Below are 14,108 nucleotides of genomic sequence, written 5' to 3' on the forward strand. Positions count from 1 at the left end.
CTCAACTTCCCAGCGTCGCCGCCGTTCCGTCCACCGCAGCAGTCTGTCCCGCTTCGGTGAGGGGGTATTTACGGATCACCACCAATCTCCGCAAGCGGTTTTTTCGAAGTTTTCGTGACAGTTCGGTGAAATGTTATTAAACATTTGAAATACAACACATTTATTTTGAAATTCCCCGCCGAGACCGGCGTTTCGGTTGCTGGTTCGGGTGTCCTGACTTCAGAATCGTCAGCCCAAGGCGGCGAATCCGGACAGGACGGCGATGAAACGTCAGTGAAGCGCACCCGACGCGCCGCGTCAGCTTGCTCGATAGCCGGTGGGGTAGCGCCAGGGCGCTGCGACCGCCTCAGTCCGCGCAGAGATAGACGGCGCCGCCGACCGCAACGACGCTGACAGCCGCGCCGGCCAGAACGCCCGGCGCGCTAAGTGCCGCGGCGGCGCTGGCACCCGCGGTCTCCAGAAGACCGGCGAGCGCACCCGCCTTGCCGCTCAGGATGAACGCACCGGAAGTGTCGCGCGCCGCAGTCAGCCCTGCACCGGCGGCGTCCAGTCCGAGTTCCGCGACCGCCAGCGCCTCTTCCTTGGTCGCATTGACGAGCCTGCAGGCCGCCGAGGGGCGCTTGCAGCGGCCATAGGCGTCGCGCTCCCCCTTCGCGGGCGCACGGTAATACTCTGCGTCCTCGTCGTAGACCGCGCAGAAGAGGCTGCGCTGCTCCTCGTTTAGTCCCGGCATCATGTGTGCGATGACGACGGCGCCCGGACAGGTCTTGCGGCGTGTCAGGTGCCGCTCGCGCATCGAGGAGTAGCTGTCGCGGTCGCGGTCGTAGAGAATGGTGACATTCTCGCCATTGATGTTGGCCTCGCAGTCCCGAGGCTCGGCCGATCCGGGCAGCGGCGCTCCAACAACGAGCATGAATGACGCGATGGCCGCAAGGTTCATACGCACCGCAGGTCTCCCTATGCCGCACCGCTTCGCCGCGAACGCGAACGCGTGCCGTCATCTACGCGAAGGACCGGAGCCAGCGCAATGTCCGCGGGGCCTCGCCGGTCTTGGAGCTTGACTTGGAGCCGCAAAAGCCTCATTGCGCAGCGATCCATGGCCCGCTGCCGCGTGAGCAGCCGTTCCCCCGTTTTCGCGGAGGGACAGAGGCCCGGATGCCGGTTCCCATGTCACGCCAGGGGTCCTGCGGTTCCGCGTCGAACCGCGCCCCGACGATGCCGCACCGAGCCCGGACGGGTTCGGCGCATACCCTGCTTGCGGGCCGCACTATCGCGCGCCCCTGTGAAAGACACACACTTGACGACTTTTGAAAACCTCGGGATCGCCCCGCGCGTCCTCATGAACCTTCCCGCTCTCGGCCTGACCACGCCGACACCGATCCAGGCCCGGGGCATCCCCGAGATCATGGCCGGCCGCGATCTCATGGGCCTCGCCCAGACCGGCACCGGCAAGACCGCGGCCTTCGGGCTTCCGATGGTCACGAAGCTGCTCGAGATCGGCCGCAGGCCGAATCCGAAGAGCTGCCGCGCCCTCGTCCTCGCGCCGACCCGCGAACTCGCGACCCAGATCGCCGAGAACATCCAGAATTTCTCGCAAGGCACGCCGCTCCGGACCTTCCGCGTCGTCGGCGGCGCCTCGCTCAACGCCCAGTCAGAACGGCTTGCGCGCGGTGTCGACATCCTCGTCGCCACGCCGGGGCGGCTGATCGACCTTCTCGACCGCAAGGCGCTGACGCTGAACGAGGTGCTGTATCTCGTTCTCGACGAAGCCGACCAGATGCTCGACATCGGCTTCATCCACGCGCTGCGCCAGATCGCCCGCCTCCTGCCCTTCAAGCGCCAGACGCTTCTGTTCTCGGCCACGATGCCGAAGCAGATCGAGGAACTGGCTACCTCCTATCTCAAGGAACCTGTTCGCGTGCAGGTCTCGCCTCCGGGCAAGGCCGCCGAGAAGATCGAGCAGGCGGTGCATTTCGTCAACCAGGGCGACAAGGCGAAGCTCCTCGCCGACTACCTCGCCAAGCATCCCGACGAACTCGCGCTCGTCTTCGGCCGCACCAAGCACGGCTCGGACAAGCTGATGAAGCTTCTCGACGCCTGGGGGTTCAAGGCCGGCGCGATCCACGGCAACAAGAGCCAGGGCCAGCGCGAGCGCACGCTTCAGGCGTTCCGCTCGGGCGAGCTGAAGGTGCTGGTCGCCACCGATGTCGCGGCGCGCGGGATCGACATTCCGGATGTCCGCCACGTCTATAACTACGACCTGCCGAACGTGCCGGAGAACTACGTCCACCGGATCGGCCGCACCGCCCGCGCCGGCCGCGACGGCCGCGCTGTGGCCTTCTGCGCCCCGGCGGAACTCGGCGAGCTCCGGGCGATCGAGAAGCTGACAAAGGTTGCGCTGCCCGTCATCGGCGGCGAGCCGCCCTCCGGCGCGGAGGCCAACGCCGCCGCGAAAGCCGCCAAGGCTAAGCAGGGCAACCGGCAGAACCGCGGCGCGTCGCATGGCCAGCCGCACCGGCCCGACGAGGCGACCAAACGCCCGGCCCGGCGCCCCTCGCGGCGGCCGCGGCGCAGCAAGGCCGCCTGATCGACGCGCGACAGGCCGGCCGGATTCGCTTCCGGCCGGCTTGATGCGCCCCCCATCCAGCGGAATCGGCCCAAATGGCGAAACTCTATTTCCACTACTCGACGATGAATGCGGGCAAGTCGACGCTGCTGCTGCAGGCGTCGCACAATTACCGCGAGCGGGGGATGGCGACCTACCTCCTTACGGCGAAGCTCGATGACCGGGCGGGCGCCGGCCGGATCGCCAGCCGGATCGGCATCGGCGAGGCAGCCGATGTCTTCGATGCCGACATGGACCTCTTCGCCACGATCGCGCGCCATATCGCCGAATGTCCCCTCGCTTGCGTCTTCCTCGACGAAGCGCAGTTCCTGACGCGCAAGCAGGTCTGGCAGCTCGCCCGTGCGGTCGACGACCTCGGCATCCCGGTCATGGCCTACGGGCTCAGAGTCGATTTTCGCGGTGAGCTTTTCCCGGGCTCGGCCGCGCTCCTGGCCCTCGCCGACGAGATCCGCGAGGTGCGCACGATCTGCCATTGCGGCGGGAAGGCGACCATGGTGGTGCGGCGCGGGCCCGACGGACGGGCGCTGCGGGACGGCGCCCAGGTTCAGATCGGCGGGAACGAGACCTATGTCTCGCTCTGCCGGCGGCACTGGCGGGAAGAAATCGGCGACCGGCCCGAGAGCCTTTCCGACTGATCCCGCGGAGGCGCCTTGCGGCGCCACGAGATGTCTCGGGCCCGCGCCAAGGGCGCGGGCACTCGGGTCAGGGGACCGCGACCAAACCGGTCCGCGTCCGGCAAGTACGGTTAGACTTTCCTTAACCCCGCCCTGCGATCGTGGGAGTCGCGGTACAGGCCGGAGGGTCGAGGACCGCGACAGGAAGCGCAGCCCGTCCCGGTTCCGGGGCGGGCTGTTCTCACTTTCTGTGCACAAATACTCCCCAGGGGGTCCGGGGGACGGGACGTCCCCCGGCGGGTCGGCCAAGGCGCAGCCGAGGCCGAAATCAGTAGAGCCGCCCGCCTACCGGCACCTCTTGCCCGGGCCCGATCAGAACGACCTCGCCATCCGCATCCGGCACTCCGAGCACCAGCACCTCCGACATCACCGGGCCGATCTGGCGCGGCGGGAAGTTCACCACAGCCAACACCTGCCGGCCCACCAGCTCCTCCGGCCGGTAATGCCGGGTGATCTGAGCGGAGGAGCGCTTCTCGCCGATCTCGCGCCCGAAATCGACCCAGAGCTTGAACGCCGGCTTGCGCGCTTCGGGAAAAAGCTCGGCGCGGGTGATCCGCCCGACCCGTATATCGACCTTCAGGAAATCGTCAAATCCGATCGTCATCGCCCGAGTTCCCGCCCCCGCTCGGCCGCCGCATGGACCGCTTCCTTCAGGAGCGCCGGGAACCCGCGCGTCTCGTCCATCAGCACCTTGAGCGCCGCCGCGGTGGTTCCGCCCGGCGAGGTGACGTTCACACGGAGCTGGCCGGGCTCCTCTGCCGCAGCCTCGGCGAGTGCACCAGCACCGGCAACGGTCGCCTTGGCGAGCTGCATCGCGAGATCGGCCGGCAACCCTTCCGCTTCACCCGCCGCGGCGAGCGTCTCGATGAGGTGGAAGACATAGGCCGGGCCGGAGCCCGACACCGCCGTCACCGCATCCATCTGGTGCTCGCCCTTGATCCGCACCACCTGCCCCACCGCCGAAAGGAGCGACTCAGCCAAGTCGAGATGCGCGTCGGTCGCGCGCGCATTTCCGGTGATCGCGGTGATGCCGCGACCGATCGCAGCGGGCGTGTTCGGCATCGCGCGCACGATCGGCGTCTCCTCGCCAAGCACGCTTTCGTAGTAGGAGATCGTGGTGCCCGCCGCGACCGAGAGGAACAGCGTCTGCCCGCCCCCCATCCGCGAGAGACCCGGCAGCGCCTCGGCCATCATCTGCGGCTTCACGGCGACGAGCACGATGGCCGGCGCCTCCGGCAGGGCCGCGTTGAGGTTGACCCCCTGCCCCTTGAGCCAGTCCGATGGATAGGGATCGCTCACCCAGACGCTCGCCGCGGGCAGCCCGCCCTTGAGCCACCCCTCGAGCATCGCCGAGCCCATCTTGCCGCATCCCAGGAGCACCAGCCCCCTGCGGCTCACCTCGCTCATGTCCATGATCACCTCCGAAGCTGCGGAGGCAGATTAGCGATCCGGCGGCCGAGGGAAACCCCCGGCCGCCAAATGCCCCCTCAGGCCCGCCCGTAGGCCTGGGCGATGGCGACTTCCATCGCGCGTTCGGGGCTCTCACCGCCCCAACAAGTGAGCTGAAATGCCGGATAGAAACGTTCCGCGGAACTGACCGCCTCGTTGATCATGCGGTCGATCTGCTCGGGACCGGCGATCTGACCTCCTGCAAGGCACAGACCGTAGCGCCACACCATCAGCCTCTGCTCGCGCCAGTAGGTGAAGGCGCCCGACCAGACCATGTCATTGGTGCGGTTCAGCGCCTCGTAGAGCGCCGGAAGTGCTTCGTCGGGCGGATCCATCTCGAAGGTGCAGATCAGCCGCAGAGTCTCGTCATAGCCCGACCAGGCCAGCGTGATGGAATAGGTCCGCCACTGCCCTTCGACCGCCATGGCGATCTGATCGTCGGTCACCCGGTCGAAATCCCAATCGTGATGCTCGGCGATGGTTTCGACGATATCGATCGGATGCAGGTCCTCGGTGGAGAGATACGTCTCGGAAAGCGACATGCCCGGCCTCTTCTTTTGTGACCCTGCTGGGTGGCAGCCCGCAAGGACTAGGTGCCTGCTCTAGGTCCGGTGCATTTGATGTCCGGCCCTGCAATATATGGTGTCGCCGAATGCATCATCTGTAAAGAAGTATTTCCCGAAGACCCTCTAAATCTTGTGGATAGAGTGGTAAAGGACGGATATTGGCGGTGCCCGAGATGCGGTTCCACGCCGGACAGGAAACGGTCAACGATGAGTGTCTGGCGCTCTGGCGTGTGGCGCGGCCACGCGGGCCGCAGAGCCTGAAGAAAGCATGAAGCGCCCGCAGCAACGAAGCGGGCGATCCGGCCGCCAAAAGAGCAACGGCCCCATTAGGCGGAACCTGTGGAATCAGACCGGCCCTTCGATCCTGAGTTCGATGTCGGGCGATGAAAAGCGGAGTAACGACCGGAATAGTGCGAAGCGCTCGCGGCGCTTCAGGCCTTCTTGGCCGCCTCGAGCGCGACGACGCGCGCCTTCAACGCCTCGTTCTCTTCCCGCGCCTTCTGTGCCATCGCCCGGACCGCCTCGAACTCCTCGCGCGTGACGAAGTCGCGGTCGGCCAGCCAGCGGTCCATCCAACTCTTCATCGCGGTTTCCGCTTCGGTCCGGGCACCTTGCGCCACGCCCATCGCATTGGTCATCAGCTTCGACATGTCGTCGAAGAACTTGTTCGGTCCGCTCATCGGGCGCCTCCGTGGGGCAGGTCGGTTTCGCGGCCTATATGCGCACCGCGGCGGCAAAGCTCAAGGTTGACTTCGTCGCAACCGCGCGCTCTGAGAGGGCCGAGGAGAACACGATGCAGGCTGCCATTCCCTTTCCGGACCTCTCGAACGAGATCTTCTCGGTCGAGTTCTTCGGCATCACGCTCGCGCTGCGCTGGTATGCGCTCGCCTATCTCGTCGGACTTCTGGCGGGCTGGTGGGCCATCCGTGCGCTTATGCGGCGCCCCGCGCTGTGGCCGGACGGGCAGGCGCCGATGGAGCCGGGAAAGGTCGAGGATCTCCTGACCGCGATCATCATCGGCGTGATTCTCGGCGGCCGCCTCGGCTTCGTGCTGTTCTACCAGCCGGGGTTCTACCTCGCGAACCCGGCCGAGATCGTGAAGGTCTGGGAAGGCGGCATGTCGTTCCACGGCGGCTTCCTCGGCGTGGTCGCCGCCGGGCTCTGGTTCTGCCGCCGCCATGCCGTGCCGCCCCTGCAGCTTTCGGACGCGATGGCGCTGGTGGCGCCGATCGGCTTGTTTCTCGGCCGCCTCGCGAATTTCGTCAACGCAGAACTCTGGGGCCGCCCGACCACCCTGCCCTGGGGCGTGATCTTCCCCGGCGAGGCCGCGCAGACCTGCACCGGTTTCCTTCCCGGCGACTGCGCCCGCCATCCGAGCCAGCTCTACGAGGCAGGTCTCGAGGGGCTGCTGCTCGGCGCTGTGCTGGTGCTGCTTCTCAGGAACGGAGCCCTTCGGCGGCCCGGGCTGATCACCGGCATCTTCCTCCTCGGCTACGGGCTGTCCCGTTTCGCGGTCGAGTTCGTCCGGCAGGCCGATCACCAGTTCATCACCCCCGACAACCCGATGGGCTACGCTCTCCATGCTGGCGGCATCGGCCTGTCGATGGGGCAACTCCTGTCGCTGCCGATGATTCTCGCCGGGCTCTGGTTCTGGCGCCGGGCGCGGGCGTGACGGCGCTCGCCGATATCCTCGCGCGGAGGATTGCGGCGAGCGGCCCGGTGACCATCGCCGAGTACATGGCCGACTGCCTGATGCATCCGGAACACGGCTACTACGCCACCCGCGATCCCTTCGGATCCGTCGGCGACTTCACCACCGCTCCGGAGATCAGCCAGGTCTTCGGCGAGATGGTCGGGCTCTGCCTCGCGCAGAGCTGGCTCGATCAGGGCCGCCCCGCCCCGTTCACGCTGGCCGAGCTTGGTCCCGGGCGCGGCACGCTGATGGCCGACATCTGCCGCACCATCCGCGCCGCGCCCGGCATGGCCGAGGCGGCACGGATCCGGCTCGTCGAGGCCTCGCCCGCGCTTCGCGCCTGCCAGGCCAGGACATTGCCGGATCAGGCCCCCGAATGGCTCGACCGGGCCGAGGACCTGCCCGAAGCGCCCCTCTTTCTGGTCGCGAACGAGTTCTTCGACGCGCTGCCGATCCGCCAGTTCGAGCGACGTGACGACGGGTGGGCCGAGCGCCAGGTCGCGCTTTCCGAACAGGGGCTGATGCCGGGCCTCGGGCCGGTGAGCCGCTACGGCGCCCTCGATGCCCGGCTGGGCGACACCGCGCCGGGCGACATCGTCGAGACCTGCCCGGCCCTCGCCCCCATTGCGGCGACCATCGCGGGACGCATCGCCCGTCACGGCGGCGTCGCCCTTGTGATCGACTACGGCGGCTGGCACTCGCTTGGCGACACGCTTCAGGCGCTGAAGGCGCACCGGCCGGTCGATCCCTTCGCCGAGCCGGGCGAGGCCGACCTGACCGCGCATGTCGATTTCGAACAGCTCGCGGTCGCCTTCGCCGCCGCCGGCTGCCAGACCACCGCGATGACCCCGCAAGGCATCTTTCTCGAACGGCTGGGAATCACCGGGCGCGCCCGCGCGCTTGCGCGGAACCTCACCGGAGACGCGCTCGAAAGCCACATCGCGGCGCATCGGCGCTTGACCCATCCCGAAGAAATGGGACAGTTGTTCAAAGCGATTGCCTGTTTCCCCAGAGGGGCGCCCCTTCCAGCCGGATTAGACCAGTTTCATGACGCTCGAAGTTCTCACGCATGACGCGCTGCTGCCCCTGAAACACGGCTTCTTCACGCGCAAGGGTGGCGCGTCATCCGGAATATTCCGCGGGTTGAACTGCGGCCATGGCTCGTCGGACCTGACCGAGGCGGTCGCGATCAACCGGGAACGGGTGGCGGACGCGCTTGGCGTCCGGCCGGGCGCTCTGGTCGGCGTGCATCAGGTTCATTCGGCGGATGTCGTGACGGTCACCGGTCCGTTCGCGACGCCGGTTCGTGCCGACGCGCTCGTCACCGATGTTCCGAACCTGGCGCTCACGGTTCTGACAGCGGATTGCCAGCCGGTGCTGTTCGCCGACGCCCGCGCGGGCGTGATCGGCGCCGCCCATGCCGGCTGGCGCGGCGCGTTGTCAGGCGTGCTGGAAGCGACGCTCGCGGCGATGGAAGACCTCGGCGCCATTCGCGGCAACACCGTCGCGATCATCGGCCCGACCATCAGCCAGAAAGCCTACGAAGTCGGGCCGGAGTTCCTTGACACGTTCCTCACCGAGGATCCCGGCTATGACCGCTTCTTCGCCGGGGGCGAAGGCGACCGCGTGCATTTCGACCTTCCGGGCTTCGGCCTGCACCGCCTGCGCGAAGCCGGGATCGGGCGCGCGGAATGGAACCGTCACTGCACCTATTCCGATCCCGAGCGGTTCTTTTCCTACCGCCGGTCGGTGCATGCCCACGAGGCCGACTACGGCCGGCTCCTCTCGGCGATCCGGCTCTGATCCCGGCGTCATATTTCTGCCGTATTTCAACACTAGGTTGAGTAACGCCGGATCAGGCAACCCGGCTGAAGACGGGGCGCAGGCCCCCAGAGGACAGAGGAGCAGTCAGGCAAAGCCGCTTTCAGCGATAACCGAAGAAGGGCAGCCGGGGCGCCACCTCGCCCGCAGAGCCCTCAATAACTCGGCGGCAAGCGCCAACATCATCAAGAAGGGGGAGTGACCCCCCCGCACATATGCCCTTCGACGGCCACCTGATGCAGGCTTGGTGCGGAGCACAAGGGTTACCGCATCGTTCCCATCGCCATGGAGGGGCGCGGTTATCGGCAGGATCATGAGCCGATTCGTCGCGCTAACAGCGCGGCTTGAGGTGTTCTGCGCCTTATCATTATCCGCAATACCCGCAACAAAGCCGGCATCGCACAAGCGATTGACGACATCACAGCACGAATAGGCGTCTATTTTTGACAGACGCCGCCCGAGATGGCCCGATATCAACTGTGTCAGTCTGTATTCCTGGGTGGGGGTGCGCAGATGTGACCAGACCGAAAGGCTGCTCGCGTGTCGTACCCGTTAGGTACCGTCGCCTCTGTTTCGACGGAAAAAAGTTCTTCGCCCGCTGCCGAATGCCAAGGCATTCCGTATCGAAAACCTGAATTCAACCAGCCGATTCTTACTCGGCGCTACCAGTTGAGCTATCTGGACGAGTACGGTCAGATTGAGACCGCAACCCGTCTCGCGCCCGCAATCCCCGACTACGAGGAAGCGTTTTCGGCTTTCGCCCGGGGGACCGTGATCGCAACGTCGGATGGCCCCGTCGCCGTCGAGGACCTCGTGCCCGGCATGCAGGCCCTGACCGCCGAAGACCGCAGCGAGAAGATCACCTGGATCGGCTCCATGACGCTCTTCCCGCCGCGCGCCATGCGCGGCATGCACGGCGGTACGCTGACCCGGATCACCGCCGATGCTTTCGGCATCGGCCGGCCGATGCCGGATCTCGTGCTCGGGCCGGGTGGCAGGCTCCTGCTGCGCAGCCGGTTCGGCGACCGCGCCGGGTCTGTCTACGCCTCGGCGAACAACTTCGTCGATGGCGTGTCGATCATCGAGGTCACCCCCACGGCGGCCGTGCCGGTCTACCACCTCATGCTCGAAAGGCATGGGTCGCTGCGTGCGGCGGGGCTCGAGATCGAAAGCTATCACCCCGGAGTGAGCAGAGAGGACCGCGGCCCCAGGGCGGCGCAGAGCTTCCTGTCGCTGTTCCCGCACCTGCGGTCATTCAGCGGATTTGGTCCGCTGGCCCATCCGCACATGACATCAAGCGAGGTTGAGGCGGCGCTGGCCGGCTAGGGCGAGGCACGCCGCGCCGCCGCTGGGGGCCGGGCGCAGCGCCGGGGCTTCGTCCTCAGGCGCTGCGCCCGAGTCGCTCTTCGAGAAAGTCGAAGGGAACGCCGGGCTTGTCCTTGGCGCAGCGGATCACGAGCGAGGTCTTGACGCTCGCCACGTTCGGCGCCGAGGTCAACTCCTCGGTCAGGAACGTCTGAAACGACGACAGGTCCGGGGCGACGCATTTCAGGATGAAGTCGATCTCGCCATTCAGCATGTGGCATTCGCGCACGAGCGGCCATTCCCGGCAACGCTGCTCGAAGGCCGACAGATCGACCTCGGCCTGCGAATGCAGCCCGACCATGGCAAAGACCTGGACTTCGAATCCAAGCTCGCGCGGATTGACGTCGGCGTGGTAGCCGCGGATGTAGCCCGCCTCCTCCAGCGTCCGCACCCGGCGCAGACAGGGCGGCGCCGAAATGCCGACGCGGCGGGCCAGCTCCACATTCGTCATGCGCCCGTCGTCCTGCAGCTCGGCCAGAATCTTCCGGTCGATCTCGTCGAGTCTGTTGGCGCCCATAGGTCATTCTCTCCCGAAATTTCGCGGAACTTACCGTTCAGCGCCATAACGCGCAATATTGTTTCGCAAGCACGCAACATTTTTGAGACACCATCCGCGCGCCAGCGCAGAACCGGCCGACGCCAGGTGCAACGGACTTACGGAGGCGAGCCGCTCCTGTTTCAGCCCTGATCAGCCGCATGGCCGCGTTTCAAGGGGTTCCCCAGCCCGCGCTGGCTGACTATATGGCGCGGACAAGCATCGGAAAGGGACTGTCATGGGCGAGACGCGGCACACCAGGGTTCTGATCATCGGCTCCGGCCCCGCAGGATATACCGCGGCGGTCTATGCCTCGCGGGCCATGCTCGACCCGATCCTCGTTCAGGGCATCCAGCCGGGCGGACAGCTCACCATCACGACCGAAGTCGAGAACTGGCCCGGCGACACCGAGGTCCAGGGCCCCGATCTCATGATCCGAATGGAAGAGCACGCAAAGGCGATGGGCGCCGAGGTCATTTCTGACCACATCTCCTCCCTCGACCTGTCGAAGCGGCCGTTCACCGCGCAGGGCGATTCCGGCACGACCTACACCGCCGACGCTGTGATCCTCGCCACTGGCGCGCAGGCCAAGTGGCTCGGCCTGCCGTCGGAGGAGAAGTTCAAGGGCTTCGGCGTCTCCGCCTGTGCGACCTGCGACGGGTTCTTCTACCGCGGCAAGGAGGTCGTCGTGGCCGGCGGCGGCAACACGGCCGTCGAAGAGGCGCTCTTCCTCACGAATTTCGCCAGCAAGGTGACACTCGTCCATCGCCGCGACGAACTCCGGGCCGAGAAGATCCTCCAGGACCGCCTGTTCAAGCATCCGAAAGTCGAGATCCTGTGGGACCACACGATCGACGAGGTGCTCGGCGACGAGCAGCCGCTCGGCGTCACCGCGGTGCGCGCCCGCCACGTCAGGACCGGCGAGACCACGGATATCCCCTGTGCGGGCTTCTTCGTCGCGATCGGCCATGCGCCGGCCTCGGAACTGGTCGCGAGCCAGCTGGAACTCCACCACGGCAACTATGTGAAGGTGAGGCCGGGCACGACGGAGACCTCGATCCCCGGCGTCTTCGCAGCCGGCGACCTGACGGATCACGTCTACCGCCAGGCCGTGACCTCGGCAGGCATGGGCTGCATGGCGGCGCTTGATGCCGAACGCTGGCTCGCCGCGCAGGACGCCGAAAAGGCAGTCGAAGCCGCGGAGTAGTCCGTCCACCAAGGCGCTTCGTCGCTCCGGCTCCCCGCTTCCTGCCCGCAAAAGGACAACGCAGTTTGCTTCAAGCGGAAGGAGGTTGGACCAAACCACCAGACGGGGCCGCATGGTCCCTTGTAGAGGTTCTGTGGAGTCCATTCACGGCATTCACCGTCCGGATCGCCGAGAGCGGGCCGAGGTTCAGCCAGTCGGCGAGAGCCTCGCGCGCCTCGTAACTGCCGATCGCCTCGAGAATCCCGTCGGCCAGCGCGGTCCTGAGCGCGATGTCGCCCCGGTAGATGCGAATGAAGTCCGCGACGGTCGCGGCTAGGAAGAGGTCGGTTTCGCCGCCGGGGTCGTCGACGCAAAGCTGGCAGCGACCGTCCTCGTTCAGGAACCACCAGAGCGACTTGTGTGCGGGCTGGTCGGTGAATTCGATCCGCACGACCCCGCGCGGCCCGAAGACGTCGGCCCGCGCGCCGCGCTCGATTCCCCAAAGGAGCAGGTCCAGGTCGATTTCGCCCTCCTCGAGATCCCGCCGCGCCCATCTTTGGCCCCAGGCGCCCATCGCGTCGATGATCGGTGTGAATTCGCGGCCCGCAAGGGTCAGGTAGTAGCTGACGGCGCGCCCATCCGCACGGCGCTCCAGTATACCTTCCTGCTCGAGGGACTTAAGGCGCTTTGAAAGCAGCGTCGGAGACATCATCGGCACGCCGCGCTGGATGTCGGAGAACCGGTGCGCGCCCCAGGTGATGTTGCGCAGGATTAGCGCGGTCCATCTCTGACAGAAGACCTCCGCCGCCTTGGCGACCGGACAGAACTGGCCATAGCGTCGCATCTGGTGCTCCTTTCCCCTTTGGCCGTGGCTCGAACGGTTGTGACCAGACTACTACAGAATCAGGACTATTCGCACCCTGCCGGGTTTGCGAGCCTTTCCTCCGCGAAAGGAGGAGATCATGCAGACCCTGAAGAAAGCTGAAGCCGGGCAGGTCGAAGCGGCCGCCGCCACAATCTACGATCGCGAATTTGTGCCCACCCTGTTCGGGCAATTCGCGCCGATGCTGGTCGACGCCGCGGCGATCGCCCCCGGAGAGAATGTCCTTGACGTCGGCTGCGGCACCGGGATCGCCGCCCTGGCGGCTGCGGAGCGCGCTGGCACCGAGAGACGTGTTACCGCGGTGGACATCAATCCTGGCATGCTCGCCGTTGCGCGCGGCAAGTCCTGCGCGATCACGTGGATCGAGGCGCCCGCCGAGTCGCTGCCCTTTGCCGATCACCAATTCGATGCGGTCCTGTGCCAGTTCGCCCTCATGTTCTTCGCCGACCGCACGGCGGCGCTGCGCGAGATGGCCCGCGTCACGAAACCCGGAGGCCGCATCGCGCTGCTCGTTTGGGACGTGCTGGAGCGAACACCCGCCTATGACCGGCTGGTGCCGCTCATCGGCGAAATCGTGAGCCGCGATGCCGCCGCCGCGCTGGCCGCGCCCTTTTCCCTCGGAAGCATCGGTGACATCAAAGATGAGCTTGACCGAGCGGGGCTGAAGCTTGCCGAGCATGGCGTCCTCATGGGAACGGCGCGCCATGCATCGCTCGACGCATGGATCGACACCGAGATCGGCGGTTGGACGCTCTCGGACATGGTCACCGCCGACCAGTTGCGCCGGCTGAAAGCGGCGTTGCGACACCACCTGACCGCCCATATTGGCGCCGATGGACGCGTGGCCTTTCCGGCTCCCGCGCGTCTGGTGATGATCCGTCCGTGAACCGGACTGCGCGAGGCGCCTCGCGTCCCGTTCGAGGCGCGCCGCCGGAGACGCTGTTCGCCGCATCGCAGAAATATCGCACTTTCCGTCCAATTGCACGGCGCCTGAGCCCGCGCGTCTTGAATTTTGTCCCGTTTCGGCGCTATGCCCGGCGCGAAAGCGGCGGTCTCGCCGCGCCGGTCATGCAAAGGTCGAATCGCCGATGTCGCTCCCCAATCTCGCTCCGATCCCGGAGCTTTATGTTTCGTACGACTCCGCCCAGAAGCTGAAGCACGAGGCGGGCGCGCTGCCGTCCTGGGATCTGTCCCAGCGCCAGGTCTGCGACCTGGAGCTTCTGATGAACGGCGGCTTCCATCCCTTGAAGGGCTTCATGACCGAGGCCGACTATGACGGCGTGGTCGCCGACATGCGGCTCGCCGACGGT

General features: G+C 66.5%; 15 protein-coding genes and 1 pseudogene. 9 read left to right on the forward strand and 7 right to left on the reverse strand.

The features are described 5' to 3' along the window. Nucleotides 1–346 precede the first annotated feature (346 nt). Entirely contained in the window at nucleotides 347–946 is a 600-nt protein-coding gene (locus R5H32_RS19795) for a hypothetical protein (protein ID WP_318340391.1), read from the reverse strand. Between the two features lie 393 nt (nucleotides 947–1,339). On the opposite strand from R5H32_RS19795, the gene R5H32_RS19800 reads away from it, so the two are divergent. Further along, nucleotides 1,340–2,587, forward strand: coding sequence for a DEAD/DEAH box helicase (locus tag R5H32_RS19800; protein WP_318340392.1), 1,248 nt, complete (start codon nucleotides 1,340–1,342; stop codon nucleotides 2,585–2,587). Nucleotides 2,588–2,661: 74 nt separating this feature from the next. Then, nucleotides 2,662–3,261: a thymidine kinase gene (locus tag R5H32_RS19805; RefSeq protein WP_318340393.1), complete on the forward strand. Its 600-nt coding sequence runs from the start codon at nucleotides 2,662–2,664 to the stop codon at nucleotides 3,259–3,261. Nucleotides 3,262–3,568: 307 nt separating this feature from the next. On the opposite strand, the gene R5H32_RS19810 is transcribed toward R5H32_RS19805, so the two are convergent. The 4 genes from R5H32_RS19810 to R5H32_RS19825 all read right to left on the reverse strand — a co-directional run bounded on the left by R5H32_RS19810 (nucleotide 3,569) and on the right by R5H32_RS19825 (nucleotide 5,995). Then, nucleotides 3,569–3,904, reverse strand: a complete 336-nt coding sequence (locus R5H32_RS19810; protein ID WP_318340394.1) for a tRNA-binding protein — start codon at nucleotides 3,902–3,904, stop codon at nucleotides 3,569–3,571. Beyond that, complete coding sequence (proC, locus tag R5H32_RS19815; RefSeq protein WP_318340395.1) at nucleotides 3,901–4,713, reverse strand: pyrroline-5-carboxylate reductase; 813 nt, start codon at nucleotides 4,711–4,713, stop codon at nucleotides 3,901–3,903. The genes R5H32_RS19810 and proC overlap by 4 nt, the downstream gene beginning before the upstream one ends. Nucleotides 4,714–4,787: 74 nt before the next feature. Beyond that, entirely contained in the window at nucleotides 4,788–5,291 is a 504-nt protein-coding gene (locus R5H32_RS19820; protein WP_263340370.1) for a YbjN domain-containing protein, read from the reverse strand. A 455-nt stretch (nucleotides 5,292–5,746) separates the two neighbouring features. After that, nucleotides 5,747–5,995 carry an accessory factor UbiK family protein gene (locus R5H32_RS19825; RefSeq protein ID WP_318340396.1) on the reverse strand — a complete coding sequence of 83 codons (249 nt, stop codon included), beginning with the start codon at nucleotides 5,993–5,995 and terminating at the stop codon, nucleotides 5,747–5,749. 113 nt (nucleotides 5,996–6,108) lie between these two features. Between R5H32_RS19825 and lgt the strand changes: the two genes are divergently transcribed. The 4 genes from lgt (at nucleotide 6,109) to R5H32_RS19845 (ending at nucleotide 10,155) form a co-directional block, all read left to right on the forward strand. After that, complete coding sequence (gene lgt, locus R5H32_RS19830; RefSeq protein WP_318340397.1) at nucleotides 6,109–6,987, forward strand: prolipoprotein diacylglyceryl transferase; 879 nt, start codon at nucleotides 6,109–6,111, stop codon at nucleotides 6,985–6,987. Continuing rightward, on the forward strand, nucleotides 6,984–8,081 hold the full coding sequence (locus R5H32_RS19835) for a class I SAM-dependent methyltransferase (RefSeq protein ID WP_318340398.1): 1,098 nt from the start codon (nucleotides 6,984–6,986) through the stop codon (nucleotides 8,079–8,081). Before lgt ends, R5H32_RS19835 begins: the two co-directional genes overlap by 4 nt. Next, nucleotides 8,056–8,811, forward strand: a complete 756-nt coding sequence (gene pgeF / locus R5H32_RS19840) for a peptidoglycan editing factor PgeF (protein WP_318340399.1) — start codon at nucleotides 8,056–8,058, stop codon at nucleotides 8,809–8,811. Before R5H32_RS19835 ends, pgeF begins: the two co-directional genes overlap by 26 nt. A 558-nt stretch (nucleotides 8,812–9,369) precedes the next feature. Next, the gene (locus R5H32_RS19845) at nucleotides 9,370–10,155 is read left to right on the forward strand and encodes a Hint domain-containing protein (protein WP_318340400.1); all 786 of its coding nucleotides are present in this window, start codon (nucleotides 9,370–9,372) and stop codon (nucleotides 10,153–10,155) included. A 55-nt stretch (nucleotides 10,156–10,210) separates the two neighbouring features. Here the strand turns inward: R5H32_RS19845 and R5H32_RS19850 are convergent, their stop codons facing one another. Further along, a complete protein-coding gene (locus tag R5H32_RS19850) occupies nucleotides 10,211–10,711 on the reverse strand; it encodes an Lrp/AsnC family transcriptional regulator (protein ID WP_263340448.1) in 501 nt (166 codons plus the stop codon). Nucleotides 10,712–10,967: 256 nt separating this feature from the next. On the opposite strand from R5H32_RS19850, the gene trxB reads away from it, so the two are divergent. After that, a complete protein-coding gene (gene trxB, locus R5H32_RS19855) occupies nucleotides 10,968–11,936 on the forward strand; it encodes a thioredoxin-disulfide reductase (protein WP_318340401.1) in 969 nt (322 codons plus the stop codon). A gap of 70 nt (nucleotides 11,937–12,006) precedes the next feature. On the opposite strand, the gene R5H32_RS19860 is transcribed toward trxB, so the two are convergent. Further along, a complete protein-coding gene (locus R5H32_RS19860; RefSeq protein ID WP_318340402.1) occupies nucleotides 12,007–12,759 on the reverse strand; it encodes a helix-turn-helix domain-containing protein in 753 nt (250 codons plus the stop codon). A 118-nt stretch (nucleotides 12,760–12,877) separates the two neighbouring features. Here R5H32_RS19860 and R5H32_RS19865 point away from each other — a divergent pair, with 118 nt between their 5' ends. Beyond that, complete coding sequence (locus R5H32_RS19865) at nucleotides 12,878–13,684, forward strand: class I SAM-dependent methyltransferase (protein WP_318340403.1); 807 nt, start codon at nucleotides 12,878–12,880, stop codon at nucleotides 13,682–13,684. 202 nt (nucleotides 13,685–13,886) lie between these two features. Next, nucleotides 13,887–14,108, forward strand: a pseudogene (locus R5H32_RS19870) (adenylyltransferase); the annotation flags it as partial.

It is taken from the genome of Defluviimonas sp. D31, assembly GCF_033436765.1.
Classification (GTDB): Bacteria; Pseudomonadota; Alphaproteobacteria; order Rhodobacterales; family Rhodobacteraceae; genus Albidovulum.

Coding starts and splice junctions, on each gene's coding strand:
- R5H32_RS19865 (WP_318340403.1), top strand. CDS start 12,878: ATGCAGACCCTGAAGAAAGCTGAAGCCGGGCAGGTCGAAGCGGCCGCC.
- R5H32_RS19825 (WP_318340396.1), bottom strand. CDS start 5,995: ATGAGCGGACCGAACAAGTTCTTCGACGACATGTCGAAGCTGATGACC.
- pgeF (WP_318340399.1), top strand. CDS start 8,056: ATGACGCTCGAAGTTCTCACGCATGACGCGCTGCTGCCCCTGAAACAC.
- R5H32_RS19860 (WP_318340402.1), bottom strand. CDS start 12,759: ATGCGACGCTATGGCCAGTTCTGTCCGGTCGCCAAGGCGGCGGAGGTC.
- proC (WP_318340395.1), bottom strand. CDS start 4,713: ATGGACATGAGCGAGGTGAGCCGCAGGGGGCTGGTGCTCCTGGGATGC.
- R5H32_RS19810 (WP_318340394.1), bottom strand. CDS start 3,904: ATGACGATCGGATTTGACGATTTCCTGAAGGTCGATATACGGGTCGGG.
- trxB (WP_318340401.1), top strand. CDS start 10,968: ATGGGCGAGACGCGGCACACCAGGGTTCTGATCATCGGCTCCGGCCCC.
- lgt (WP_318340397.1), top strand. CDS start 6,109: ATGCAGGCTGCCATTCCCTTTCCGGACCTCTCGAACGAGATCTTCTCG.
- R5H32_RS19800 (WP_318340392.1), top strand. CDS start 1,340: ATGAACCTTCCCGCTCTCGGCCTGACCACGCCGACACCGATCCAGGCC.
- R5H32_RS19820 (WP_263340370.1), bottom strand. CDS start 5,291: ATGTCGCTTTCCGAGACGTATCTCTCCACCGAGGACCTGCATCCGATC.
- R5H32_RS19805 (WP_318340393.1), top strand. CDS start 2,662: ATGGCGAAACTCTATTTCCACTACTCGACGATGAATGCGGGCAAGTCG.
- R5H32_RS19850 (WP_263340448.1), bottom strand. CDS start 10,711: ATGGGCGCCAACAGACTCGACGAGATCGACCGGAAGATTCTGGCCGAG.